The following is a 22,716-nucleotide window of genomic DNA, read 5'->3' as shown; positions in this document are numbered from 1 at the left end:
AGATGTTTGATGTCAGCCCCGTAGCTGGTCGCGACTACCCGAAGACATGGGTGCAATTTGAAGAGTGGTTCGCGACCGAAGACGCGTGTGTTGCCTACCTCGAGAAATTGAGGTGGCCGGGGGGATTTTGCTGCCCTGCATGCGGCGTGATGGACTCACCCGTTCGCGCGAGCCGGCGCCGATTGGTCTGCAGATCCTGTGCGCACCAGAGCAGTGTGACGGCGGGCACCATCTTTGACAAGACCCGCACGCCCCTGCGGGTTTGGTTCGCCGCCGCTTGGCACATCACGAGTCAGAAGCATGGCGTGAGCGCTCTCGGACTGCAGCGGGTGCTTGGCTTGAGCAGCTACCAGACGGCCTGGGCGATGTTGCACCGATTCCGGCGCGCGATGGTCCGCCCGCAACGCGACAAGCTCGCCGGAACGGTTGAAGTTGACGAGGCCTATCTGCCCCTGAGCAGAGGCCCCCGGGTGAAGTCTGGCAAGGCGCGCTCCAAGGCGCACAAAACGTCCCATCTGGTCGCCATTGCGGTGGCCGTTGAAGTACACGATCCCAAGGGCTTTGGCCGCATCCGGATTCACCGCGTGCAGGGTCCAACCATCGGCGCCTTGATCCCGTTCGTGCGCGAAAACGTCATGCCAGGCGCAACGATCCGCACTGACGGATCGGCGATCTACGGGCCACTTCAGGAAGGCGGATTCGCTCATGAACCGCTCGTCCAACTCGGCTCGAAGATCCCTGCGCACGTGTCCTTGCCGGGGGTCCATCGCGTCATTTCGTTGCTCAAACGCTGGTTGCTTGGCACCCATCAGGGAGCCGTCGATCCGCGACACGTGGACTATTACCTCGACGAATTTGCGTTCCGCTTCAACCGACGCTCATCACGATCACGAGGCATGATGTTCTACCGGCTATTGCAGCAATCGGCCGCCACAACGCCAGCGACCTACGTCAACATACGGGACAACGTGCACTCGGAACCGGCCGCCAACCGGTTTGCTCGACCTGTGGAGCTAAATGGATAGCCCATTATTTTATCCAGCCTCGCAAGGAACAACAAGCGAAACCCGCCCGCTTGACCCCCTCCTGCCCGGACGGCTTCGCCTGAGCGACGCTGTGCGTCGGGCCGGGCCAGGAAGGGGAATGCGCGTGCATGTGTTCAATTGCCCTGCGAAGCTTAGCCGCTGACCGGTCGGACGCAGGCCGCAGCCTGTTTCGCACGCTCGCGGGCCTGCTCAACGCTTGCGCCGGCTGCGAGTGCTACGCCCATGCGTCGCTTGACGAAGCTTTCAGGTTTGCCGAAGAGTCGCAGATCCGAGCGTGGGATGGCCAGAGCCTCGGCCACTCCCTCGAAGGCGATGGCCCGACCATCCAGGCCCCCGTAGATCACGGCGGAGGCCCCGGGCTCTCGAAGCGTTGTGTCAACTGGCAGGCCAAGGATCGCGCGCGCATGCAGTTCAAACTCCGACTGGCGCTGCGAACACAGCGTGACCAGACCCGTATCGTGAGGACGGGGGCTGACTTCCGAGAACCATACCGAATCACCCCTTACGAACAGTTCGACACCGAAAATGCCGCGTCCACCCAGAGCCGCCGTCACGCGATGGGCAATGTCCCGCGCGCGCTCGAGGGCCAAGGTCGACATCGGCTGCGGTTGCCAGGACTCGACGTAGTCACCGTGCACCTGCACATGGCCAATGGGCTCGCAATAGAATGTGGCGACTTTGCCCGTGCTCGGATCCACGGCGCGCACGGTCAGAAGTGTGATCTCATAATCAAAGCGAATGAATCCCTCGACAATGACGCGACCATAGTTGATGCGGCTACCGGTCATCGCGTGGTTCCAAGCCGCCGTCACGTCGCCCGCGCCCTGAATGACGGATTGCCCCTTGCCTGACGACGACATCACCGGCTTGACGACACAGGGGTATCCGATGCCGTGATCGATCGCGGATTGCAGGGCTTCCAGCGAATCGGCGAAGGCATATGCAGATGTGGCAAGACCGAGTTCCTCGGCAGCCAGTCGCCGTATCCCTTCACGGTTCATGGTCAGTTGCGCAGCGCGCGCTGTGGGGATGACTTCCGCCAGGCCCTCGGCCTCGATCGCCGCCAGCGCGTCAGTGGCGATGGCTTCAATTTCAGGCACGATCAAATGGGGCCGCTCCGCCTCGATCAACGATCGCAAGGCCTGTGGGTCAGCCATGTTGATGACATGGGCGCGGTGCGCGACTTGATGCCCGGGGGCGTTCGGATAGCGGTCCACCGCGATCACCTCAACGCCCAGACGCTGCAAGGCGATGATGACCTCCTTGCCCAATTCACCGGCGCCGAGCAGCATGACGCGCAGGGCAGAAGCGGTGAGCGGAGTGCCGATACGGTAAGTCGGGGTCATGCATTGGCTCCTGAGCCTAGGTGACGGTGCAAACAGGAAGCATATCGGACTGCAGGTACGCCAGAGGCTACGCCCGCAACCCGCCATGCGGAAACTCCCCGGCCCGCATCGTGCAGGCTCATGACACGACCCTTGATTCCAGGACGATAGCCATGCGACTGCGCAGGGATGCTCACGTCGGCGATCGGTCGTCGCTTGCGACAAACCGAGCGAGCGGCGCGGTGGACACAGGATGGCTTATTGCACCAGAATGGCTCGAAAATCGTTCACATTCGTATAGGTTGGCCCCGTCACGAGCAAGTTCCCACAGGCCTCGAAGAATGCGTAAGCGTCATGCGCTTCAAGCATGACGCGCGCTTTGACACCCGCGATTGCGGCGCGGTGCAGCGTATCGGGCGTGATCCAGGCGCCGGCATTGTTCTCGCTGCCATCGATTCCATCGGTGTCGCCAGCCAGTGCCCAAACCCCGGTCTGGCCTTTGAGGCTGAGTGCGAGTGCCAGCAAAAACTCACTGCCGCGCCCGCCACGGCCAGGCGTGGTGCCCTTGGGCACAGTGACGGTGGTTTCCCCGCCAGAGAGGATCACGCATGGTTTGGCGAAGGGCTGGCCAGTGCGTGCCACGTGCCGCGCCAGCGCCGCGTGCACCAGTGCAACGTCGCGCGACTCTCCCTCGACGTCATCGGCCAGGACGTACGCTCCAATGCCCATTTCCCTGCAGGCCGCGGCCGCCGCCTGCAGCATCTGCTCAGGGGTGGCAATGATCTCCACCCGGTTATGGGCGAACCCTGCGTCGTCCGGCTTGGGCGTCTCCAGTTCGCCGGCCTGCAGTCGTTCCCGAATCCCCGGGGGTACGTCGATCGCATAGCGGTCTAGGACGACCAGTGCATCCGCGCAGGTGGTGGGATCGGGCACGGTGGGCCCACTGGCGATGACGGCAGGGTCGTCGCCGGGCACGTCAGAAATCAACAGGCTGAGCACCGGCGCCGGGGCGCAGGCCGCGGCCAGGCGTCCACCTTTGATGGCGGACAGATGCTTGCGCACGCAGTTCATTTCGGTAATGGTGGCGCCGCTGAGCAAAAGCGCGCGGTTGATCGCCTGTTTGTCCGCCAGACTCAGGCCTGCCGCTGGCAGCGCCAGAAGCGCCGAGCCGCCGCCGGATATCAGGGCAATCACCAGGTCGTCCGGAGTCAGGGAGCGGGTCAATTCGAGCATGCGGGCTGCAGCCGCTTCGCCGGCGGCGTCGGGCACCGGATGTGCGGCTTCCACGACCTCGATGCGCCCACCTTGTGCGCGCAGTTCCGGAGGTGCATAGCCGTAGCGCGTCACAACGAGCCCCGACAGCGGCGCATGCTCCGGCCAGAGCGCATCCAAAGCTGCAGCCATCGCACCCCCAGCCTTGCCGGCACCCAGAACAAGCGTACGGCCCTTGGGGGGCGGGGGCAGGACCGAGGCCATGGCCTGTCGTGGCTGAGCGCGCGCGACGGCCACGTCGAACAGGGCGCGGAGAAAGCGAACAGGCTCGGTGGAGGGATTGGGCAGGGACATGGTCGAAAACGTGGGGATCCACCATTGCAAGGGGGCAAGTCTGCAGCTTGCAACGCGTGCAGTCCGCCCATGGAGTCAAGTCGCGGAGATTCGCACCTCGGCTAATCGTGGCATTTCCATGGCCAATGAACCACCAGTCAAGCGTCAGGAGCGATTGTGTGGTTGCCCATCATCTCAATCGCGCGGCACAAGGCGGAGTGGTCCAGCCCGTCCATGCCGTGGGCAGCGCAGGCCGAGAACAATTGTTGCGCGATGGCGGTGTTGGGCAGCGAAAGCCCGAGTTGCTTGGCACCAGCGAGCGCCAGGTTCAGGTCCTTTTGGTGCAGGTTGATTCGAAAGCCGGGCTGGAAGGTCCGTTTGACCATACGCTCGCCATGTACCTCAAGAATGCGCGACGACGCGAAGCCACCCATCAGTGCCTGGCGCACCTTGGCCGGATCGGCACCGGCGCGGCTTGCAAAAAGCAGGGCTTCGGCCACGGCCTGAATGTTGAGCGCGACGATGATCTGATTGGCGACCTTGCAAGTCTGCCCGTCGCCGTTGCCGCCCACCAGGGTGACGTTTTTGCCCATGAGCTGGAACAGCGGCAGCACCTTCTCAAAGATCTCTTGCTGGCCGCCCACCATGATGGTGAGCGTGGCAGCCTTGGCGCCTACCTCACCGCCTGAAACGGGTGCGTCCAGATATGCGCAGCCCACGGCGTTAATCTGCTTGGCAAATTCTTTCGTCTCCATCGGCGCGATCGAGCTCATGTCCACCACGATCTTGCCCGTGCTCAAGCCTTTGGCCACGCCATCCTCAGCAAACAGTACCTTTTGCACGTCGGGCGTGTCGGGCACCATGATGAAAATGATGTCGGCCTTCTGCGCGACTTCGGTGTTGTTCGCGCAGGGATTCGCGCCCGCATCGAGCAACGCCTGAGGCACCTTGCCGCGCGTGTTGACGTAGAGTTGGTGGCCCGCGGCGAGCAGATGCCCTGCCATTGGTGCGCCCATGATGCCCAGGCCGATAAATCCGAGAGTTGCCATGTCGATCTCCGTATGTGTCGTGTCGCTGTTCAAGGTGCAGCCAGCCAGCCCAGTCCGGCTGTGGTCGTGGTTTTGGGCTTGTATTCGCAGCCGATCCAGCCTTGATAGCCAATGCGGTCGATGTGCTGGAACAGGAAGCGATAATTGATTTCGCCCGTGCCCGGTTCATTGCGTCCCGGGTTGTCGGCCAGCTGAATGTGGGCAATGCGCGGAAGGTTTTTTTCCATCGTCGCGGCCAGTTCGCCCTCCATGCGCTGCATGTGATAGATGTCGTATTGGAGGTAGAGATTCGGGCTGCCGACGTCGTCCATGACGGCGAGCGCTTGCGCTGAGCGGTTGAGGAAAAAACCGGGGATGTCGTGGATGTTGATCGGCTCGATCAGGAGCTTGATGCCGTGTCGCTGCAGTTCACGCGCGGCGTATTGCAGGTTGGCCACCAGCGTGTTGTGCAGATGCTGCGGGTCGGCGCCGGCCGGTGCTTTGCCCGCCAGGCAATTGAGCTGAGGCACCCCCAGTGCCGTGGCATACTCAATCGCACGGCCCACGCCTTCGCGAAATTCACTGACGCGGTCGGGTAAACAGGCAATGCCGCGCTCGCCTGCGTCCCAGTCACCCGCTGGCAGGTTGTGCAGCACGATCTGCACGCCGGCGGCGAGTGCCTTGTCGCGGATGTGTTCGACCGTGTAAGCATAGGGAAACAGGAATTCCACGGCCTTGAAGCCGCCCTGCGAAGCCGCGGCGAAGCGATCGAGAAACGGCAGCTCCGTGTAGAGCATGGTGAGGTTGGCTGCGAACTTGGGCATGGCTTCAGGCCTCCACTGGGGTTAGGTCGAGAATCGGCTCGAACTCGGTGACATTGTCGATTTCGGTGCCCATCGCGATATTGGTGACACGCTCAAGAATCACTTCCACGACCACTGGCACCGCAAACTCGGCCATCCAGGCGCGCGCCTGGGCGATAGCCTCTTGGATCTTGCTCGGGTCGCGCACGCGAATGGCCTTGCAGCCCAAGCCCTCGGCAACTTTCACATGATCGACGCCGTACCCGTCGAGCTCGGGCGCATTGATGTTTTCGAAAGAGAGCTGCACGCAGTAGTCCATGTCAAAATTGCGCTGGCTTTGACGAATCAAGCCAAGGTAGGCGTTGTTGACGACGATGTGGATATACGGCAGCTTGAACTGCGCACCCACGGCGAGCTCCTCAATCAGGAACTGGAAATCGTAATCGCCGGAGAGCGCGACAATTTCGCTCTTGGGATCGGCTGCGCGCACGCCCAGGGCGGCCGGCAACGTCCAGCCCAGCGGGCCGGCCTGGCCGGCGTTGATCCAGTTGCGCGGTTGGCCCACTTTGAGGAATTGGGCTGCAGCGATTTGTGACAGGCCGATCGTCGTCACATAACGCGCTTTGTCACCGAATGCAGCAACCATCTCCTGATAGACGCGTTGCGGCTTGATCGGCACATCGTCGAAGTCGCTCTTGCGCAGCATGGTCTGCTTGCGCTGCAGACACTCCGCGGCCCAGCTGTTGCGGTCTCTCAGGCGGCTGGCGGCCTTGCGTTCGCGAGCAATCTGCACGAACAGTTCGAGCGCCGCCCGGGCGTCGGATGCGATACCCAGGTCAGGCATGAACACGCGTCCGATTTGGGTCGGCTCGATGTCCACGTGCACGAACTTGCGGCCCTTGGTGTAGACGTCGACCGAGCCGGTGTGGCGGTTGGCCCAGCGGTTGCCGATGCCGAGCACGAAGTCCGATGCGAGCATGCTGGCATTGCCGTACCGGTGGCTGGTCTGCAGGCCCACCATGCCGGCCATCAGCGGGTGTTCGTCAGGGATCACGCCCCAAGCCATCAGCGTGGGTACCACCGGCACGCCGGTGATCTCGGCAAACTCCACGAGCAAATCGCACGCATCGGCGTTGATGATGCCGCCACCGGCGACGATCAGCGGCCGCTCGGAAGCCTCAAGCATGTCCAGCGCCCGCTCGATTTGGGCGCGTGTGGCGCGCGGCTTGTGCACGGGCAAAGGCTCATACAAGTCGGGGTCGAACTCGATTTGCGCCACCTGCACATCGAATGGCAGATCGATCAGCACTGGCCCCGGGCGGCCCGACCGCATCAAGTGAAAAGCCTGTTGGAGCACGCCCGGGACCTGCGCCGGCTCGCGCACCGTCACCGACATTTTCGTCACGGGCTTGGCGATGGACTCGATGTCAACCGCCTGGAAGTCTTCCTTGTAAAGCCGCGCACGCGGCGCCTGGCCGGTGATGCACAAAATGGGGATGGAGTCGGCGCTGGCCGAGTACAGACCCGTAATCATGTCGGTTCCCGCCGGCCCGGACGTGCCAATGCACACGCCAATATTGCCGCTGGCAGCCCGCGTGTAGCCCTCTGCCATGTGCGATGCCGCCTCCACGTGGCGCGCCAGCACATGCGCAATGGACGCCCGCTTGCGCAGCGCGTTGTAAAAGGGATTGATTGCGGCACCGGGCACGCCGAAGGCTTGGTGGATACCCTCTTTTTCGAGGATGCAGACGGCGGCTTCGGCCGCGGACATTTTGGGCATGAGTCATCTCCTGAATCTGGGCCGTGCCCGACGGGGCACAGCTTGCGGGCCGGGTCGGCCCGCAAGGCTTGCACGAGACTGTAGTCAGGACCGACGCGCCGAAAAATAGGGGGAAAGGCGAAGGATTACAACCCTGCACGGGGGTAATGTGATGCAGGAGGCGGCTTTCATTGCATGTCCAAGTCAGACTCGATGGCCGCCGCCCCGGCTTTGGCACATTCCTCGTCGGTGTCGCCGGACGGCGCACCGCTCACGCCGATGGCGCCGTAAAGGGTGCCACCGGCGGCAATCGGCACGGCGCCGGCTGAAAAGAGCAAACCCGGCACATGCGCCAAGCTGCTTTGCGCCTGCGCCTTCAATGCCGAGGTTGGAGCGTTGAACGACACAGCGGTGTAAGCCTTGAGTGCACTCACGCGCACGGTGAGGTCCGGCGCGAGCACGTCACGGAGCATCACCTGCGGCTGGCCGCTGCGATCCACCACAGTCACGCCAACCTGGATGCCCTTTGTGCGGCAGGTTTGGATGGCTTTCTGGGCGGCCTTCAGTGCTGTTTCCATCGACAGACGGCTGACCGTGATGGCCATGGGCTCGGCCGCGTGCGCCATGCCAGACGTAACAACAAGGGTTGAGCATAGGCTCAGAAGGAGCTTGTTTGGCATCGGACTTTCCTCGCCTCGACGGTTGAAATGCAGGTTGCGGTTCGCACGGGGCGGCTATCGCCCGACGTGTACAGAGCATATACGCGGAGCATTGTCCCTTGACCGCCTGAGCATTGGAGCAGGCCAGGCAAGAGCGCCAATGCGACGTGGACGGGCATGCGCATGATCCAATCTGGCGGTCGAGCGACGCCTTGTGCTTGCGGAAACGGCAGACGTGCTGTCCATACGGGGCGCACGCAGCACAACACGCTCGACGGGTGTGGCGCCCGCTGGATCAGGTTTGCTCACGGTTTTCCGAAGATGTCGCAGCCTGTACTCAGCAAGATGGTCGCGCCAAAAAGGTCACAACGGCAGGCGGGCGTGTCGAGCCGAGTGGATGCCGCAGGGGGCTGCGAGCGGCCCCTGCGTCCCGTCCGATCGCGCGGTGTCGAGGAGCGTTGTCGCTACAGCTCGGAGGATTTGGTCCAATCGATCAGAGGGGTGATCGGACAGTGGCCACGCCCCCGGGGGACGCATGCAGCTTCGCAGAGAGCGCGCGTGCGAAGCTGCATGCCGGATCTGGCTCAGCCTTGGCGATCGCTCCATAGCTTGCCGCCCGTAGCCCAGTGTGCGCGGGAGACCTCGTTGAGAATGATGTCAACGGCTTCGGGTGAGCACTTGAGGGTGTCGACCACCGCTTGGGTAATGTTCTCCACGAGTTCCCTTTTGATCTCGGGGCTGCGGCCTTCAAACATGTCGATACGGATCGCGGGCATTAAGTCATCTCCTGAAAGCGAGCCGGCACGCTACCGGACTCAAGGGCTCGATTATGACGAGGTGGGCGAGGGCGCGCCAGGCGCATGGCGCGAGCCTTCGCCATTTGGTGTGATCTCGCCCGTTGCGCCTTGTCGTCCTGGGCGCGCCGCTCAAAGACGGCGCGTGCGGACGGCAATCGGTCCACCTCACGCTTGCTTCGCGGGGCGCTCGTCGCGCGCCGCGTCGCTGGACCGCGGTGGAGAGTCGGCGCAATAAAAAAACCCCGCAGGAGCGGTCCTGCAGGGTGTCACGGGATTCAGATTCAGCTCAACAAATTCGCCTCAATGGCGGTCAATCCCCGGGGATCCGAGCCGAGATTGGTTAGTGCATTTCGTCGCGAATGTAGAGTGGGCCTTTCAGGCTGGCCACATATGCGGCAATGTCGTGCAGATCTTGCGAGCTGTATTGCCCCACGATGCCACCCATGATTGGGTTGTTGCGCCCATACAAAGGGGTCTGGCTCTTGGCTTGGTATTGCTGAAGCGCATGGAACAAGTACGACTCGTACTGGCCCGCAATGATGGGATAGTTCGGGGCAATCGGCTTATCCAGTCCGGCGCCGTGGCAGGCGATGCAGCCGCCTTTATTGACCAGGTCTTCGCCCTTCTTGATATCGGCAGCATGCACGGCGCCAGAGAAGGCGACCACCAGGGAAGCAGCGGTCAGTTGTGCGAACAGTCGTTTCATGGATGCGTTCCTCACTTGGCGCTCTGGCCCTTCGGCAGGGCGTAATAGGCGGCGATGTCGGCCATTTCCTTGTCGGTCAGTGAGCTGGCGACAGCTTTCATGGTTGGATTGCGGCGCGCCCCGCTGCGGTAGTCCTGCAGAGCCTGCACGATGTAGCCGGCGCTTTGCCCGTTGAGCATGGGGACGTAGTAGACATCTGGGAAGGAGGCCTTGTAGCCGCCGCCAACGTTGTGACAACCTTCACACATGAAGATTTTGCTTTTGCCAGCGGCCGCATCACCGGTGACGGTTTGGGCTTGTGCGCCGGCAGCAAGCAGGAGCGAGATCGCAAATATCAGCTTTTTCATCGCGGGCTTGACGAAGTCATTGAAGGGAAGGAGACGTGTGGGAGTTCCTGATTATAGGGAGCTCGTTCATGTGCGACACCTTTCGAGCAAGCAGCGATGGAAGATCAGCGCTCAAATTGACCATGCGCAGTGCAATACGCTGAAAACACAGCTGGAAATGCAACAAGATCTGTCGAGGCGATGTCTCGGCGCAACGGGACCGGGCAGCCCGGCCCCGTTGCGTGCGTGTCTCATGTCGATGGGCCGACGCAGCGCCTGCGCGCTGCTGATGGCTGTCCGACGCGTTGCTCCAACGAGACGCGCCAAGAGCTGTGAGCAGGGTGCCGCCGCGCCGTGACCCGCGCCTGCAGGTGTTGGGCCATGCCAATTGCGCACGGTCTCGTCTGGGGCCAAGGTGAGCGGCACGAAATTGGGCCCGAGCCCGCCAGGATCCTGTTGAGACGCGAGGCCATCGCGGCCATCGCAAGGGCGCGACGAATGGGGCGCCAAAACGAGAAAAGCATCGCGGATTGCGCGAAGCTGCAAGAATCCAGTGCAGCGATCAGCCGATCCGCACAAATTTTCTGGAGCATGCATGCATTCGTCGATCTACCTGCTGGCCATGGCTGCGCTGCAAGGCGTGACCGAGCTTTTCCCGATCTCAAGTCTGGGTCACAGCATCTTGGTGCCCGCCTTGCTGCATTGGCCCATCGCGCGCGATGCCGATTGGTTTCTCCCGTTTGTGGTGGTCCTGCATCTGGGCACTGCGGCAGCCTTGCTCCTGTATTTTTGGCGGGACTGGGTGCAGCTCATTTCCGGTTGGCTCAGGGCGCGCGGCGGAACCGGCAATCCCCAAGCCCAGTTGCTGTGGCTGCTGGTCGTGGGCAGCATTCCGGCCGGGCTGTTGGGGCTTGTGTTGGCGCACAAGATCAAGGCACTATTCGGCGGATTTACCTTTGCTGCTGTCGCGCTCATGCTCAACGGGGCGATGCTGATGGTTGGCGATTTCTGGAAAAACCGTCGCGCAAGTGCCGATCTCCCGGCCATGGGCTACGGGCGAGCACTGTTGATCGGCGCAGCGCAAGCCCTTGCCCTGATTCCGGGATTCTCGCGCTCCGGTGCCACGCTCGTCGCAGGGTTGGGCGTAGGGCTCGGGTACGAGGCTGCTGCGCGTTTTTCGTTCCTTTTAGCCACACCCATCATCGCAGCTGCCGGCCTGCTGGAGGTTCCAAAGTTGATGCACGCTGGCATTCCGCAAGGGTTGCTGGGAACAATCCTGGCCGCGGGAGTCCTATCCGGCGTGTGCGCGTGGCTGTCAACGTGGTTTCTGATGCGCTGGTTCCATGGCCACGAAGTCAAGGCCCTGCGGCCTTTTGGGGTCTATTGCCTGGTGTTTGGGGTGATCGCGTTGCTGATTGGCTGATTGCGGCAGGTTTAAACCTGCCGCAACAGGCCACGCAGCACAGGAAGCTGGCGGCGGCTGATGGGTAGGGTCTCGGCGACGCCGCGCACGCGCACCACCCAGTCGGCATTGTCATCGGTCGCTCGCATGGTTGCGGCAGTGACGCGCTCCAGACCGGCGATGGCCTCCACTGCTACCAGGGCGCTGCGGTGGGTCCGCACAAATTGCGCGGCAAAGCGTTCCTCCAAATCGCCAAGAGCCGTGTCGATGAGATGATGGCGTGCAGCCGTGCGCACCAGCGTGTATTTGTTGTCAGACCGAAAGTACAGGACTTCGGCAACAGGCACGCGCAGGAGTGCGCCGCGTTCAATCACGGAAAGTGCCGGGGCAACGATTTTGTTGCGCGCAGTTGCATCCTGCGGCGCCATGCCGTTGAGCAGGAGAGGCCGTACCCGCTCGATCGCCTGTGCCAGGCGTTCCCGACGCACGGGTTTCGTGAGGTAGTCCACTGCAGCGTGGTCGAACGCGGCCAGCGCGTGCTCGTCGTGCGCCGTGACGAACACCACCGCAGGAAGCGCCGCTGGCTGCGGGCGGCGCTGCGCCAGTTCGGCCGCGAGTTCCAGCCCGCTAGCCCCCGGCATCTGAATATCGAGAAGCAACAAGTGGTACGCGCCATGTCGCATCATCCGGCGGGCGGTATCCACGTCGGCTGCCTCATCCACGTGGCACTGTGCACATTGAGGCAGTTCGTCGAGCAGACGGCGCAGGCGGGTGCGGGCTAAAGGCTCGTCGTCGACGATGAGGATGTTCATAGCGGCAGGCGGATGCGAACACGGTAGCGTGGCGGCACCAAGCCATCAACAGGGCCATGGTGAAGGTCAGCGGTGATGTCGTAGAGCAGGTGCAGGCGTTGGGCAATGTTGGACAGGGCCATGCGGGTGCCGCGCCCGTTTGACGCGGCGCTTGGCGAGTAGTCGTTGACGACGCCGAGTTCGACCATGCCGGCGCGTGGCGTCACCCACACGTCGATAAGGCAGGGCCCGGTGCCGGACTCGACCCCGTGGCGTACGGCGTTTTCCACGAGCGGCTGCAGTGTCAGGGAAGGGATGCGCAGATGCTCCAGCCCGGGCTCTACCGCCCATCGTATTTGCATGCGTGCGCCGAAACGCACGGACTCGATGTCCAGGTATCGGCGCGCGAGGTCAACCTCTTCTTGGACCGTGCTTAATGTGCCGGGTCGACTCACGGTCGCCCGAAACAGCTCCGCCAGGTCGTCAAGCACCTGTTCGGCGCGTTGTGGCTGCTCGCGCACGAGGGCGCTTGCCGCGTTCAGCGCGTTGAATAGAAAGTGAGGGCGGATGCGCGCCTGCAACTCATCCAGGCGTGCCTGGACCGTCGCCGGGGTCAGCGCCTGTGCGCGCAGGCTCAGGTAATGCAGGAATCCACCTGCTAGGACGGCGCCCACCAGCGCGCTACGCCAGTCGGGCAGTGCGCTGCCAGCGCCCACGGCGATCACGGAGTCCACAAGGGCCTGTGCGATCCAGCCGGCTGCCGCTCCCGCGCTGATGCCAACACCGACTCGCATGAGGCCACCCAGCTTGCGCCAGGATCGCCGCGACAGACACATCACGCTGAGCCAGATGGCTGCCCCAGGCTCAGCCACGGCAAGTCCTTGCAACAGGAGGCCCCACCACTCGCTTGGTCGCGGGCTAAAGGCGAGAGGGAGCAACAGCACGACCGCGTTCACCAGCACGTAGGCGCGAATGGCTGTGCCCGCGTTACAGGCGTCGGGCATTGGAAGCAGGGGCGGCGCGCTCGTCCCAACGTGCGGTGACTGCGGTTCGCTCAATACAATCTCCAGCCATTGACCGCCATTGCGCTGTACGCAACCATTTCATCTCCCATGAGTTCATCCCTCGACCGTAAGCAGCAGGCCTGGTCGGCCCTTTTTTCCGAGCCGGTCGATGCGTTGGTGCAACGCTACACGGCTTCGGTGGATTTTGACAAGCGCTTGGCCCGATTCGATATCCAGGGCTCGCTGGCGCATGCGCGCATGTTGGCTGCCCAACACATTATTAGCTCCCAAGACCTGGCTGAGATCGAACGCGGCATGGCTCAGATCCAGAAGGATATCGTGGCGGGCAGCTTCGACTGGAAGCTGGAGTTGGAGGATGTGCACCTCAACATCGAGGCACGCCTGACGCAACTGGTGGGTGATGCCGGCAAGCGTCTGCACACGGGGCGCAGTCGCAACGATCAGGTGGCCACGGATATTCGCTTGTGGTTGCGCGATGCCATCGATCGCATTCAGGTTGCACTCGGGACCTTGCGTGTCAGCCTTGTGGATGTGGCCGAGGCCCATGCCGACACGATCATGCCCGGCTTCACGCATTTGCAGGTGGCCCAGCCCGTGACCTTGGGCCACCATCTGCTGGCCTATGTGGAAATGTTTGGGCGCGATGCGGAGCGCCTTGCCGATTGTCGCCGCCGGGTCAACCGCCTTCCTCTGGGTGCCGCGGCGCTTGCCGGCACGAGCTATCCGTTAGACCGCGCGATGGTGGCGCGAGAGCTCGGTTTTGATGGCATCACGGCGAACTCGCTGGATGCCGTGAGCGACCGCGACTTCGCCATTGAGTTTTGCGCTGCGGCCAGCGTGGCGATGGTGCACGTGTCGCGTCTGAGCGAAGAGCTTGTCTTGTGGATGTCGCCAGCCTTTGGCTTCATCGATCTGCCGGACCGCTACTGCACGGGGTCAAGCATCATGCCGCAGAAAAAGAACCCTGACGTGCCTGAGCTTGCGCGCGGAAAGACCGGCCGCGTGGTGGGGCACCTCACTGCACTTCTGGTGCTGATGAAGGGCCAGCCCTTGGCTTACAACAAGGACAATCAGGAAGACAAGGAACCGCTGTTCGACACCGCTGATACCCTGCTCGATACCCTGATCTTGTTTGCCGACATGATCCGGGGCATCCGCGTGAATGCACAGGCGATGCAAAGCGCCGCGCGCAAGGGCTATGCCACGGCGACCGACCTTGCGGATTACCTCGTGAAAAAGGGTTTGCCTTTCCGCGATGCGCATGAGGTGGTGGCGCATGCCGTGCGCGCGTGCATGCAAACAGGGCGAGATCTGGGCGAGATGAGCCTTGCGGAGCTCCAAGCCCTGCACCCGGCGGTGCGGGCCGATGTGGCCGATGTGCTCACGTTGCACGGATCGGTGCAGTCGCGAGCGGTGCCTGGGGGCACCGCTCCGGAGCAGGTTCGCGCGCAAATCGCGAAGCTGCGCGCCGAGTTGCCTGGCTGAGAGGGCGCAGCCGCGGCGTTGTCGCTCAGCAATCGCGGTTGACCTCATCCCCCCCTTGGCCTGCGGCCACCGCTTGCGCGGGAAGGGCGGAGATTCCTACGGCGCTCAGGTGCGGCATTGAACCGTCCCTGAGTCGCTTCGGCGGGTTCCTGCTGCTGGCGGCCTGACTGCTCCACTCACTTCACAGGCGATCCGGGCTGCGCTCTTGCGCCCGGCGCAAGCGTGCGCCGTGTCCTGCCCTTCGTCTCGCAGTATTTCCATCCCGCGAGCAAGGATGTTGAGCGCGCCGACAACATCGGCATGATTCGCGTAGCCACACGCGACGCACTTGAACTGCGCCTGCGTGCGGCGATTGTCGGCCGCGATGTGGCCGCAGCATGGGCAGGTGCGGCTCGTGTTGTGCGGCGGCACAGCGATGAGACAGCCGCCGCTCCACGCCAGCTTGTAGTCCAGTTGCCTGCGGAACTCGGCCCAGCCCTGGTCCAGGATGGACCTGTTCAGGCCGCGCTTGGCCCGAACGTTCCTGCCCGGTCTCTCGGCCGTGCCCGCAGCGCTGCGCGACATGTTCTTCACCTGCAAGTCCTCGATACACACCATCGCGTGGTTTTGGCTGATCGTGGTCGTGGCCTTGTGCAGGGCGTCGCCTCGGGCATTGCCAATCCTCTGGTGGAGCTTTGTGACTTTGGCCTTCGCCTTCCTCCAGTTCTTGCTGAACTTCACCTTGCGGCTCATCGCCCGCTGGTACCGCGCAAGCCGCACCGCGTGCGTCCTGAAACTGTTCAGCGGTGGCAGAAACGCACCGTCGCTGAACGTGGCAAAGCGGGCAATGCCCACGTCGATCCCGATGGCGCGGGTGGCGCTCGGGATGGGCTGCTCAACCTCACGCTCGGTCTGGATCGAGATGAACCACTTGCCGCCGCTGCTGGACACCGTGACATTGCGCACCACACCGAGAACGTCCCGGCTGTTGCAATAGCGCAGCCACCCCAGCTTGGGCAAGAAGATGCGGCTGTTCCCTGCATCGAGCTTGATCTGTTTCGGGTCGGGATAGCGCAAGCTGTCGCCCTGGCCCTTCTTCTTGAATCGCGGAAAGTCCGTGCGCCTGGCGAAGAATTTGGTGTAGGCGCGTTCCAGATCCTTGAGCGCCTGTTGCAACGGATGCACGGGCGCCTCGGCCAGCCAGGGTGCGACGCGCCCCGAAGGCAGCGGCGCCCCCCGTTACGCCATGCCGTGAGTTCCTTGCACAGCCTGGCGTAGCCGCGCTTTTTCTCACCCCGCTCGTGGCGGGCCTTTTGCAACGCCAGCGCCTCATTGAACACGACCCGGCACGAGCCCGCGAAGCGGCGCATCTGGCGCTGCTGCGGGCCGTTCGGACGAAGCTCGAACTTGAACGCCTGGAGTCGCTGCATGACTGGTTTAATGTGCAGCTTATGCGGCGCCACTTCAAGCCAAACAAGGATGCCTGTGGCATCCGCGCTTTGCTTCCCCGCCCTGAACGGCCGGGCTTGTCGCGCATCGGGTCAAGTCCTGGGCAGGGTCACGCCTTGCTGGCCTTGGTATTTGCCTCCGCGGTCTTTGTAGCTCGTTTCGCAGACCTCGTCGCTCTCGAAGAACAGCACCTGCGCGCATCCCTCACCGGCATAGATCTTCGCCGGTAGCGGCGTGGTATTGGAGAATTCCAATGTCACGTAGCCCTCCCATTCGGGCTCAAAGGGCGTGACGTTGACGATGATGCCGCAACGAGCGTAGGTGCTCTTCCCCAGGCAGATGGTGAGCACGTTGCGTGGGATGCGGAAATACTCGACGGTGCGTGCCAGCGCGAAACTGTTCGGCGGGATGATGCACACGTCGGCCTCGATATCAACGAAGCTGCGTTCATCAAAATTCTTGGGGTCCACCACAGTGCTGTGCACGTTGGTGAACACCTTAAATTCCGGGGCGCAGCGGATGTCGTACCCATAGCTGCTTGTGCCATAACTGACGATGCGATGGCCGTCGGCCGCATGCCGAACCTGATGCGGCTCGAACGGCGCGATCATGCCGTGTGCTTCGGCCATGTGGCGGATCCAGCGGTCTGATTTGATGGTCATGCTCGGAGCCTTTACGTTTGATCCAGCTAAAACGAGACGAATTGCGCAGCCAACGATCGGGCGCGCAGATCAGCATTGAAACAGGTGCGGCATGCCTGGTGTGATCTCGCCACGACGCATCAATCGTCACTCGGGTTCGCGATGCGTGCACGCGCGTTCAAGCAGCGGACCCAGTCTGGCAAGCACTTCCTGTGCCGACAGTTGCAGTGCGACCTGTTTGCGACGCGACTTCTCGCCGCGCTTGATGCTCACGTCCCGGCGTGTGAGGTGAAGCGCATGGGCCAGCCAGGCGCACAGGGCAGCATTGCCTCGCCCATCCAGTGCAGGCGCCGCGATGCGCACGCGCAGGGCCCCGTCGTGGAGCCTCACCAGTGCCGTGGTTTTTGCGCCGGGCTGTGCCGCGACCATGAGGGTCACGCCGAATTTGTCTACGCGCAGCCAGCTTGGATAGTCGGAATGCATACAAAAAAAGCCTGGGCGCAAGGCCCAGGCTTTTCAGAATGACCTCACTCTTAGGGCTTGTCGCCCGTCGGGAACGGCCATGCGGCTTGCGGGCTGAGGGCGGTCTTCGCTGCAGGGGCAGGTTCTTTCTTGGCCGGAGCGGCCTTCTTCGCCGGAGCGGCCTTCTTCGCCGGAGCAGCCTTCTTCGCCGGAGCAGCCTTCTTCGCCGGAGCAGCCTTCTTCGCCGGAGCAGCCTTCTTCGCCGGAGCAGCCTTCTTCGCCGGAGCAGCCTTCTTCGCCGGGGCAGCCTTCTTCGCCGGAGCAGCCTTCTTCGCCGGAGCGGCCTTCTTCGCCGGGGCGGCCTTCTTCGCCGGGGCGGCCTTCTTCGCCGGAGCGGCCTTCTTCGCCGGGGCAGCCTTCTTCGCCGGAGCAGCCTTCTTCGCCGGAGCAGCCTTCTTCGCCGGAGCAGCCTTCTTCGCCGGAGCGGCCTTCTTCGCCGGAGCCGCCTTCTTCGCCGGAGCCGCCTTCTTCGCCGCTGGTTTCTTCGTTGCAGTTGCCATTGTGATTCTCCTTGATCAAGTGTTATGAATGCCAATCCGCATCAGCAGCATCCAAAGCTCCTCATGGCCCCGCCTCCCGGCGGTTTCCGATACGGGACATTTGCAGACGCGCTCATGGGCAAAACCCCGGGCCAACCAGCGCTGGTTGGCCAAGAGCCACTCACGAAGCGCGCTATAGGGTTTTGCGCTTCGATGAATGTTGGGACACCCGCGATCCGGATTATGGAGATTCCGAACGTCGCGGGACTTTGAACCATGCCAAGCGCGTATCCCGCAACTGGGATATTCAGGCCTGGATGATCACGATCAGGATGCAAACAAAGGGTAAAACCACCTTTGGACGCGGCCGAAACGGGGGAGCGGAGGCGGCTCCACGGTGCAGATGGAGGTCGGCACGCGTGCATCGATTCGTGGCTTCCGCACTGCTTCAAGAGACGGATCCTGGGAAATTGAAGAACATGTGGTTGGATTTGCCTGTCAATTGCAAATTGAGGATTATTCCCAGGACAGCGACCCGCCCGATTGGTATTCAATCACGCGGGTCTCGAAGAAATTGCGCTCCTTCTTGAGGTCGATCATCTCGCTCATCCAGGGAAATGGATTTTCCTCACTCGGGAAGATCGCATCCAGTCCGATTTGCTGCGCGCGGCGATTGGCAATGAAGCGCAAATATCCTTTGAACATCGAGGCGTTGAGGCCGAGGACGCCTCGGGGCATGGTGTCTTCCGCATAGGCATACTCGAGTTCAACCGCCTTATGGAACAGCGCCGTGATTTCTTCCTTGAACGCGCGGGTCCACAGCTGAGGGTTTTCGAGTTTGATCTGGTTGACGAGATCAATGCCGAAGTTGCAGTGCATGGATTCATCGCGCAGGATGTATTGATACTGTTCAGCCGCGCCCGTCATCTTGTTCTGACGACCCATGGACAGAATCTGGGCAAACCCGACGTAAAAGAACAATCCTTCCATCAGGCATGCGAAAACGATGATCGATCGCAGGAGTTCCTGATCGTTGCGCTCAGTACCGCCGAACGCCGACGTGCGGAATTCGGGATTGGTGAGGGTATCGATGAAGGGAATGAGGAATTCATCCTTGTTCCGAATCGACGGGATTTCGTGGTACGCGTTGAAAATTTCCCCTTCGTCCAAGCCCAGGGACTCGACGATGTATTGGTAGGCGTGGGTGTGGATTGCCTCTTCAAAACCTTGGCGGAGCAAAAACTGTCGGCACTCGGGGTTTGTGATGTGTCTGTAGGTGCCCAGAACGATATTGTTGGCCGCCAACGAATCAGCCGTGACAAAGAAGCCGAGATTGCGTTTGACAATCCGGCGCTCGTCATCGGTCAGACCGCTCGGATCTTTCCACAGCGCGATGTCCCGGGACATATTGATCTCCTGCGGCATCCAGTGGTTTGCGCAGGAAGCCAGATATTTGTCCCAAGCCCACTTGTATTTGAATGGCACGAGCTGGTTCACATCAGCACGGCAATTGATGATGCGCTTGTCTTCGGCATTCACGCGACTGGTGGATGCCGACCGTTGGCTATACGCAGTGGCGACGTCGGGGGCGGGTGACCCATCCAATACTCCCGCCATGGTGTCCGTCTGGCGAACCGTTGATGCGGAAGCTGCGGGATGGAGAAAATCAGAGGGGGAGGTAAAAGACGACGGCGAAAAGCCCGCCGGCTTGCCTGCAGAAGGCGCGCTTGGGTTTACGGTATTTTCTTCCCAACTCAGCATGTCTGTTCCTTCGGTCAATTATCAATTGTTTATGAAGCACATTCAATATGCTGTGCATCAATCATTCGCAAATCGGGAGATCGTGGAACGCACTCTGATGCGCAAAACCAACGATCAACCTTGCAGGCAGGTAAAGGGCCAAGTATCCAGAGGCCTCACATTTATTGGCAGGCCTCACATCCAGGATCGTCGATTGCGCAGAACTTGATGTCGGTTGCAGCCGTGGGCGGTGCAACCGACGGTTGTGCTGCAGCGCCAGCGGACATGGGCGTGCTCCCCGCGGGTTGCTGCACGGCATTGAGTTTTCTGGATTTCACCGTGGATTTTTCTGCGTGCGTCGCACTCATCGTGCGCAGGTAATACGTGGTCTTGAGACCGCGCAGCCAAGCGAGTTTGTAGGTGTCGTCGAGTTTCTTGCCTGAAGCGCCGGCCATGTAGATGTTGAGCGACTGTGCTTGGTCGATCCACTTGCTGCGTCGGGCCGCGGCCTCGATGATCCATTGCGTGTCGACCTCGAATGCGGTGGCGTAGAGGGCCTTCAGATCGGCGGGGATGCGATCGATGGGCTGGACACTGCCGTCGAAGTACTTGAGATCGGCGAGCATGACCTGGTCCCAAAGACCGCGGGCTTTGAGGTCGCGGACCAGGTACTGGTTGACGACGGTGAACTCACCCGACAGGTTGGACTTGACATACAGGTTCTGAAAGGTGGGTTCGATGCAGGCGTCCACGCCAATGATGTTGGAGATCGTGGCAGTCGGCGCAATGGCGACGCAGTTGGAGTTGCGCATGCCATGGGTGCGCACGCGCTCGCGCAGCGCATCCCAGTTCAGGCTCGTGCAAAGATCGACGTCGACGTAGCCACCGCGCTGATCTGCCAGAAGCTTGAGCGTGTCATGCGGCAGGATGCCCTGGTCCCAAAGTGAGCCCGGATAGCTGCTGTAGCGGCCACGCTCCTGCGCCAGTTCCGTGGATGCCCAGTAGGCCTGGTAGCACACCGCTTCCATTGAACGATCGGCAAATTCCACAGCAGCCTGCGACCCATAGGGGATGCGTGCCAGATGGAGGCAATCCTGAAAGCCCATGATGCCCAGGCCGACGGGGCGGTGCTTGAGGTTGGAGTTACGCGCCTTGGCGACGGCGTAGTAATTGATGTCGATGACGTTGTCCAGCATGCGCATGGCCACCGACACAGTGCGCTTGAGTTTGTCGTGGTCCAACACATAGGCACCGTCCCCCTGCTGTTTGAGATGCGCGACGAGGTTGACCGAACCGAGATTGCACACGGCAATTTCCGTGGCGCTGGTATTGAGGGTGATTTCCGTGCAGAGATTGCTTGAGTGCACCACGCCCACGTGTTGCTGCGGGCTACGCACGTTGCAAGCATCCTTGAAGGTAATCCAGGGATGGCCGGTTTCGAACAGCATGGTCAGCATCTTGCGCCAGAGTTGCGCAGCGGGAACGGTCTTGTGCAGCTTGATCTCGCCGTGGGCCGCCCTTTCTTCGTAGCGCAGATAGGCATCTTCGAATGCCTTGCCGAATTTGTCGTGAAGATCGGGCACATCAGATGGTGAAAACAGAGTCCAGTTGCCGCCTTCCATCACGCGCTTCATGAACAGGTCGGGCACCCAGTTGGCCGTGTTCATGTCATGGGTGCGGCGGCGGTCGTCGCCGGTGTTCTTGCGCAGTTCCAGGAACTCTTCGATGTCGAGGTGCCAAGTCTCCAGGTAGGCGCAGACGGCTCCCTTGCGCTTGCCACCTTGATTCACGGCGACTGCAGTGTCATTCACGACTTTCAGGAATGGCACCACACCCTGGCTCTTGCCGTTGGTGCCTTTGATGTGGCTGCCCAGAGCCCGCACCTGGGTCCAGTCGTTGCCCAAGCCGCCTGCGAACTTCGAAAGCAGCGCGTTTTCCTTGATCGCCTCGTAAATCCCGTCGAGGTCATCGGCAACCGTGGTGAGGTAGCAGCTCGACAGTTGTGAGCGGCGTGTTCCCGCGTTGAACAGCGTGGGCGTGCTGGACATGAAGTCGAAGCTCGACAGGATCTCGTAAAACTCGATGGCTCGGGTTTCGCGGTCGATCTCGTTGAGAGCCAGGCCCATGGCCACACGCATGAAAAACGCCTGTGGCAACTCGATGCGCCGGCCATCCTTGTTGTGACGGGTGTCGGCGCGATTGGCCAGGAAGTAACGGTCATACAAGGTCTGCAGGCCAAGGTAATCGAACTGCAAATCGCGCTCCGGCTTGAGCGCGGCGCCCAGGCGTGCCAGATCGTATTGAGCCAATCGATCGTCAAGGAGCTCGAGTTCAACGCCCTCCTTGATGAAATAGGGAAAGTACTGGGGGTAGCGGGTTGCCATTTGCTCCTGCACAACCTCCTCGCCGAGCACGTCCTTGCGAATGGTGTGCAGCAATAGACGCGCAGTGGCCTTGGCATAGCCGGGGTCGCTCTCGATGAGGGTCCGGGCAGCCAGGATGGCAGCCTTGTACACCTCGGCCATCGGGACGCCGTCATAGAGATTGCGCTGGGTCTCGCCGAGAATCGGCTCCGGCTTGACATCGGCCCCGAGGTCTGCGCAACACGAACGCACCAGAGCTTCCAGTGCCACCGCATCCAGCGGCTTGCGCACGCCCTCGTCGGTGACATGCAGAGCATGAGGCGCCGGTGTCGCGGCGTCCTGCTTTTGCTTGGCGCGCTCCTGCGCGCGTCTCTCCCGATACAGCACATAGGCACGCGCCACCTCATGCTGGCCGGCGCGCATGAGCGCAAGCTCTGCATGGTCCTGAATGTCTTCGATGTGGAACGTGCCGCCGCCCGGGCGGCTGCGCATCAGGGCGCGCACCACGGCTTGCGTCAGATCTTCCACCTGCTCGCGCATGCTGGCGGAGACTGCGCTTTGGCCGCCCTGCACGGCGAGGAAGGCCTTGGTCAGCGCAATGTGGATCTTGGCCGGCTCGAAACCCACAACAGCCCCGTTGCGACGGATGATCTTGTAGTCGCCATAGACCTGCGGTTGGGAAGCGTCGGGGCCATGAGCTTGCATGGGCATCGCAGCGGGTGCATCGGCGGCGGTGGGCGTGGAATCGAGGTTCATGCAAGGTCTCCTTGAATCTTGGTCAGGCATCGGGGGCGCTGCCGCATGAACAGGCGGCAGCGGGATGAAGGGGCATGTGAGGCTCGTGCA

General features: G+C 62.0%; 20 protein-coding genes. 3 read left to right on the top strand and 17 right to left on the bottom strand.

Annotation, left to right across the window (positions count from 1 at the left end):
- Positions 1-2 precede the first annotated feature (2 nt).
- Entirely contained in the window at positions 3-1,025 is a 1,023-nt protein-coding gene (locus tag CD04_RS0110135; RefSeq protein ID WP_051849084.1) for an IS1595 family transposase, read from the top strand.
- Between the two features lie 152 nt (positions 1,026-1,177).
- On the opposite strand, the gene purT is transcribed toward CD04_RS0110135, so the two are convergent.
- From purT to CD04_RS0110090, 9 genes are all read right to left on the bottom strand, one after another.
- On the bottom strand, positions 1,178-2,392 hold the full coding sequence (gene purT, locus CD04_RS0110130) for a formate-dependent phosphoribosylglycinamide formyltransferase (RefSeq protein WP_031406435.1): 1,215 nt from the start codon (positions 2,390-2,392) through the stop codon (positions 1,178-1,180).
- A 237-nt stretch (positions 2,393-2,629) separates the two neighbouring features.
- Complete coding sequence (locus CD04_RS0110125) at positions 2,630-3,937, bottom strand: glycerate kinase (RefSeq protein WP_031406433.1); 1,308 nt, start codon at positions 3,935-3,937, stop codon at positions 2,630-2,632.
- Positions 3,938-4,074: 137 nt separating this feature from the next.
- The gene (gene glxR / locus CD04_RS0110120) at positions 4,075-4,965 is read right to left on the bottom strand and encodes a 2-hydroxy-3-oxopropionate reductase (protein WP_031406432.1); all 891 of its coding nucleotides are present in this window, start codon (positions 4,963-4,965) and stop codon (positions 4,075-4,077) included.
- A gap of 29 nt (positions 4,966-4,994) precedes the next feature.
- Entirely contained in the window at positions 4,995-5,768 is a 774-nt protein-coding gene (gene hyi / locus CD04_RS0110115) for a hydroxypyruvate isomerase (protein ID WP_031406430.1), read from the bottom strand.
- 4 nt (positions 5,769-5,772) lie between these two features.
- Positions 5,773-7,527 (bottom strand): glyoxylate carboligase, encoded by a 1,755-nt coding sequence (gene gcl, locus CD04_RS0110110; RefSeq protein WP_031406428.1) that lies wholly within the window; start codon positions 7,525-7,527, stop codon positions 5,773-5,775.
- A gap of 167 nt (positions 7,528-7,694) precedes the next feature.
- Positions 7,695-8,186: a heme-binding protein gene (locus CD04_RS0110105; RefSeq protein WP_031406426.1), complete on the bottom strand. Its 492-nt coding sequence runs from the start codon at positions 8,184-8,186 to the stop codon at positions 7,695-7,697.
- Positions 8,187-8,749: 563 nt separating this feature from the next.
- On the bottom strand, positions 8,750-8,941 hold the full coding sequence (locus CD04_RS0110100; protein ID WP_031406423.1) for a 4-oxalocrotonate tautomerase: 192 nt from the start codon (positions 8,939-8,941) through the stop codon (positions 8,750-8,752).
- A 361-nt stretch (positions 8,942-9,302) separates the two neighbouring features.
- On the bottom strand, positions 9,303-9,668 hold the full coding sequence (locus CD04_RS0110095; protein WP_031406421.1) for a cytochrome c: 366 nt from the start codon (positions 9,666-9,668) through the stop codon (positions 9,303-9,305).
- 11 nt (positions 9,669-9,679) lie between these two features.
- Positions 9,680-10,015: a cytochrome c gene (locus CD04_RS0110090; protein ID WP_031406419.1), complete on the bottom strand. Its 336-nt coding sequence runs from the start codon at positions 10,013-10,015 to the stop codon at positions 9,680-9,682.
- Between the two features lie 574 nt (positions 10,016-10,589).
- Here CD04_RS0110090 and CD04_RS0110085 point away from each other — a divergent pair.
- The gene (locus CD04_RS0110085) at positions 10,590-11,417 is read left to right on the top strand and encodes an undecaprenyl-diphosphate phosphatase (RefSeq protein WP_031406418.1); all 828 of its coding nucleotides are present in this window, start codon (positions 10,590-10,592) and stop codon (positions 11,415-11,417) included.
- A gap of 11 nt (positions 11,418-11,428) precedes the next feature.
- On the opposite strand, the gene CD04_RS0110080 is transcribed toward CD04_RS0110085, so the two are convergent.
- Entirely contained in the window at positions 11,429-12,208 is a 780-nt protein-coding gene (locus CD04_RS0110080) for a LytTR family DNA-binding domain-containing protein (protein ID WP_031406415.1), read from the bottom strand.
- Positions 12,205-13,245, bottom strand: a complete 1,041-nt coding sequence (locus CD04_RS0110075) for a sensor histidine kinase (RefSeq protein WP_231480526.1) — start codon at positions 13,243-13,245, stop codon at positions 12,205-12,207. The genes CD04_RS0110080 and CD04_RS0110075 overlap by 4 nt, the downstream gene beginning before the upstream one ends.
- A 54-nt stretch (positions 13,246-13,299) precedes the next feature.
- Between CD04_RS0110075 and argH the strand changes: the two genes are divergently transcribed.
- Positions 13,300-14,697 (top strand): argininosuccinate lyase, encoded by a 1,398-nt coding sequence (argH, locus tag CD04_RS0110070; RefSeq protein ID WP_031406411.1) that lies wholly within the window; start codon positions 13,300-13,302, stop codon positions 14,695-14,697.
- Between the two features lie 105 nt (positions 14,698-14,802).
- On the opposite strand, the gene CD04_RS21675 is transcribed toward argH, so the two are convergent.
- The 6 genes from CD04_RS21675 to CD04_RS0110035 all read right to left on the bottom strand — a co-directional run bounded on the left by CD04_RS21675 (position 14,803) and on the right by CD04_RS0110035 (position 22,581).
- Positions 14,803-15,861: an RNA-guided endonuclease InsQ/TnpB family protein gene (locus CD04_RS21675; protein ID WP_369792796.1), complete on the bottom strand. Its 1,059-nt coding sequence runs from the start codon at positions 15,859-15,861 to the stop codon at positions 14,803-14,805.
- 356 nt (positions 15,862-16,217) lie between these two features.
- Positions 16,218-16,787: a dCTP deaminase gene (gene dcd / locus CD04_RS0110060; protein ID WP_031406409.1), complete on the bottom strand. Its 570-nt coding sequence runs from the start codon at positions 16,785-16,787 to the stop codon at positions 16,218-16,220.
- Between the two features lie 126 nt (positions 16,788-16,913).
- On the bottom strand, positions 16,914-17,249 hold the full coding sequence (locus CD04_RS0110055) for a DUF167 domain-containing protein (RefSeq protein WP_031406407.1): 336 nt from the start codon (positions 17,247-17,249) through the stop codon (positions 16,914-16,916).
- Positions 17,250-17,299: 50 nt separating this feature from the next.
- A complete protein-coding gene (locus tag CD04_RS23150) occupies positions 17,300-17,788 on the bottom strand; it encodes a hypothetical protein (RefSeq protein ID WP_031406405.1) in 489 nt (162 codons plus the stop codon).
- A gap of 495 nt (positions 17,789-18,283) precedes the next feature.
- Entirely contained in the window at positions 18,284-19,528 is a 1,245-nt protein-coding gene (locus CD04_RS0110040) for a ribonucleotide-diphosphate reductase subunit beta (RefSeq protein ID WP_038167693.1), read from the bottom strand.
- A 161-nt stretch (positions 19,529-19,689) separates the two neighbouring features.
- Positions 19,690-22,581 carry a ribonucleoside-diphosphate reductase subunit alpha gene (locus CD04_RS0110035; protein WP_051849261.1) on the bottom strand — a complete coding sequence of 964 codons (2,892 nt, stop codon included), beginning with the start codon at positions 22,579-22,581 and terminating at the stop codon, positions 19,690-19,692.
- Between the last annotated feature and the right edge of the window lie 135 nt (positions 22,582-22,716).

The organism is Thiomonas sp. FB-Cd, assembly GCF_000733775.1.
GTDB lineage: Bacteria > Pseudomonadota > Gammaproteobacteria > Burkholderiales > Burkholderiaceae_C > Thiomonas_A.
This window is presented reverse-complemented; position numbering and strand designations above follow the sequence as displayed.

Bases quoted from the DNA above. Each gene is read 5' to 3' on its own strand.
- CD04_RS0110125 (WP_031406433.1), bottom strand. From the start codon at position 3,937: ATGTCCCTGCCCAATCCCTCCACCGAGCCTGTTCGCTTTCTCCGCGCC.
- gcl (WP_031406428.1), bottom strand. From the start codon at position 7,527: ATGCCCAAAATGTCCGCGGCCGAAGCCGCCGTCTGCATCCTCGAAAAA.
- hyi (WP_031406430.1), bottom strand. From the start codon at position 5,768: ATGCCCAAGTTCGCAGCCAACCTCACCATGCTCTACACGGAGCTGCCG.
- CD04_RS0110135 (WP_051849084.1), top strand. From the start codon at position 3: ATGTTTGATGTCAGCCCCGTAGCTGGTCGCGACTACCCGAAGACATGG.
- CD04_RS0110055 (WP_031406407.1), bottom strand. From the start codon at position 17,249: ATGCATTCCGACTATCCAAGCTGGCTGCGCGTAGACAAATTCGGCGTG.
- CD04_RS0110095 (WP_031406421.1), bottom strand. From the start codon at position 9,668: ATGAAACGACTGTTCGCACAACTGACCGCTGCTTCCCTGGTGGTCGCC.
- CD04_RS0110085 (WP_031406418.1), top strand. From the start codon at position 10,590: ATGCATTCGTCGATCTACCTGCTGGCCATGGCTGCGCTGCAAGGCGTG.
- CD04_RS0110105 (WP_031406426.1), bottom strand. From the start codon at position 8,186: ATGCCAAACAAGCTCCTTCTGAGCCTATGCTCAACCCTTGTTGTTACG.
- purT (WP_031406435.1), bottom strand. From the start codon at position 2,392: ATGACCCCGACTTACCGTATCGGCACTCCGCTCACCGCTTCTGCCCTG.
- CD04_RS0110080 (WP_031406415.1), bottom strand. From the start codon at position 12,208: ATGAACATCCTCATCGTCGACGACGAGCCTTTAGCCCGCACCCGCCTG.
- CD04_RS0110090 (WP_031406419.1), bottom strand. From the start codon at position 10,015: ATGAAAAAGCTGATATTTGCGATCTCGCTCCTGCTTGCTGCCGGCGCA.
- CD04_RS0110040 (WP_038167693.1), bottom strand. From the start codon at position 19,528: ATGCTGAGTTGGGAAGAAAATACCGTAAACCCAAGCGCGCCTTCTGCA.
- CD04_RS23150 (WP_031406405.1), bottom strand. From the start codon at position 17,788: ATGGCAACTGCAACGAAGAAACCAGCGGCGAAGAAGGCGGCTCCGGCG.
- glxR (WP_031406432.1), bottom strand. From the start codon at position 4,965: ATGGCAACTCTCGGATTTATCGGCCTGGGCATCATGGGCGCACCAATG.
- CD04_RS0110100 (WP_031406423.1), bottom strand. From the start codon at position 8,941: ATGCCCGCGATCCGTATCGACATGTTTGAAGGCCGCAGCCCCGAGATC.
- argH (WP_031406411.1), top strand. From the start codon at position 13,300: ATGAGTTCATCCCTCGACCGTAAGCAGCAGGCCTGGTCGGCCCTTTTT.
- CD04_RS0110035 (WP_051849261.1), bottom strand. From the start codon at position 22,581: ATGCCCATGCAAGCTCATGGCCCCGACGCTTCCCAACCGCAGGTCTAT.
- dcd (WP_031406409.1), bottom strand. From the start codon at position 16,787: ATGACCATCAAATCAGACCGCTGGATCCGCCACATGGCCGAAGCACAC.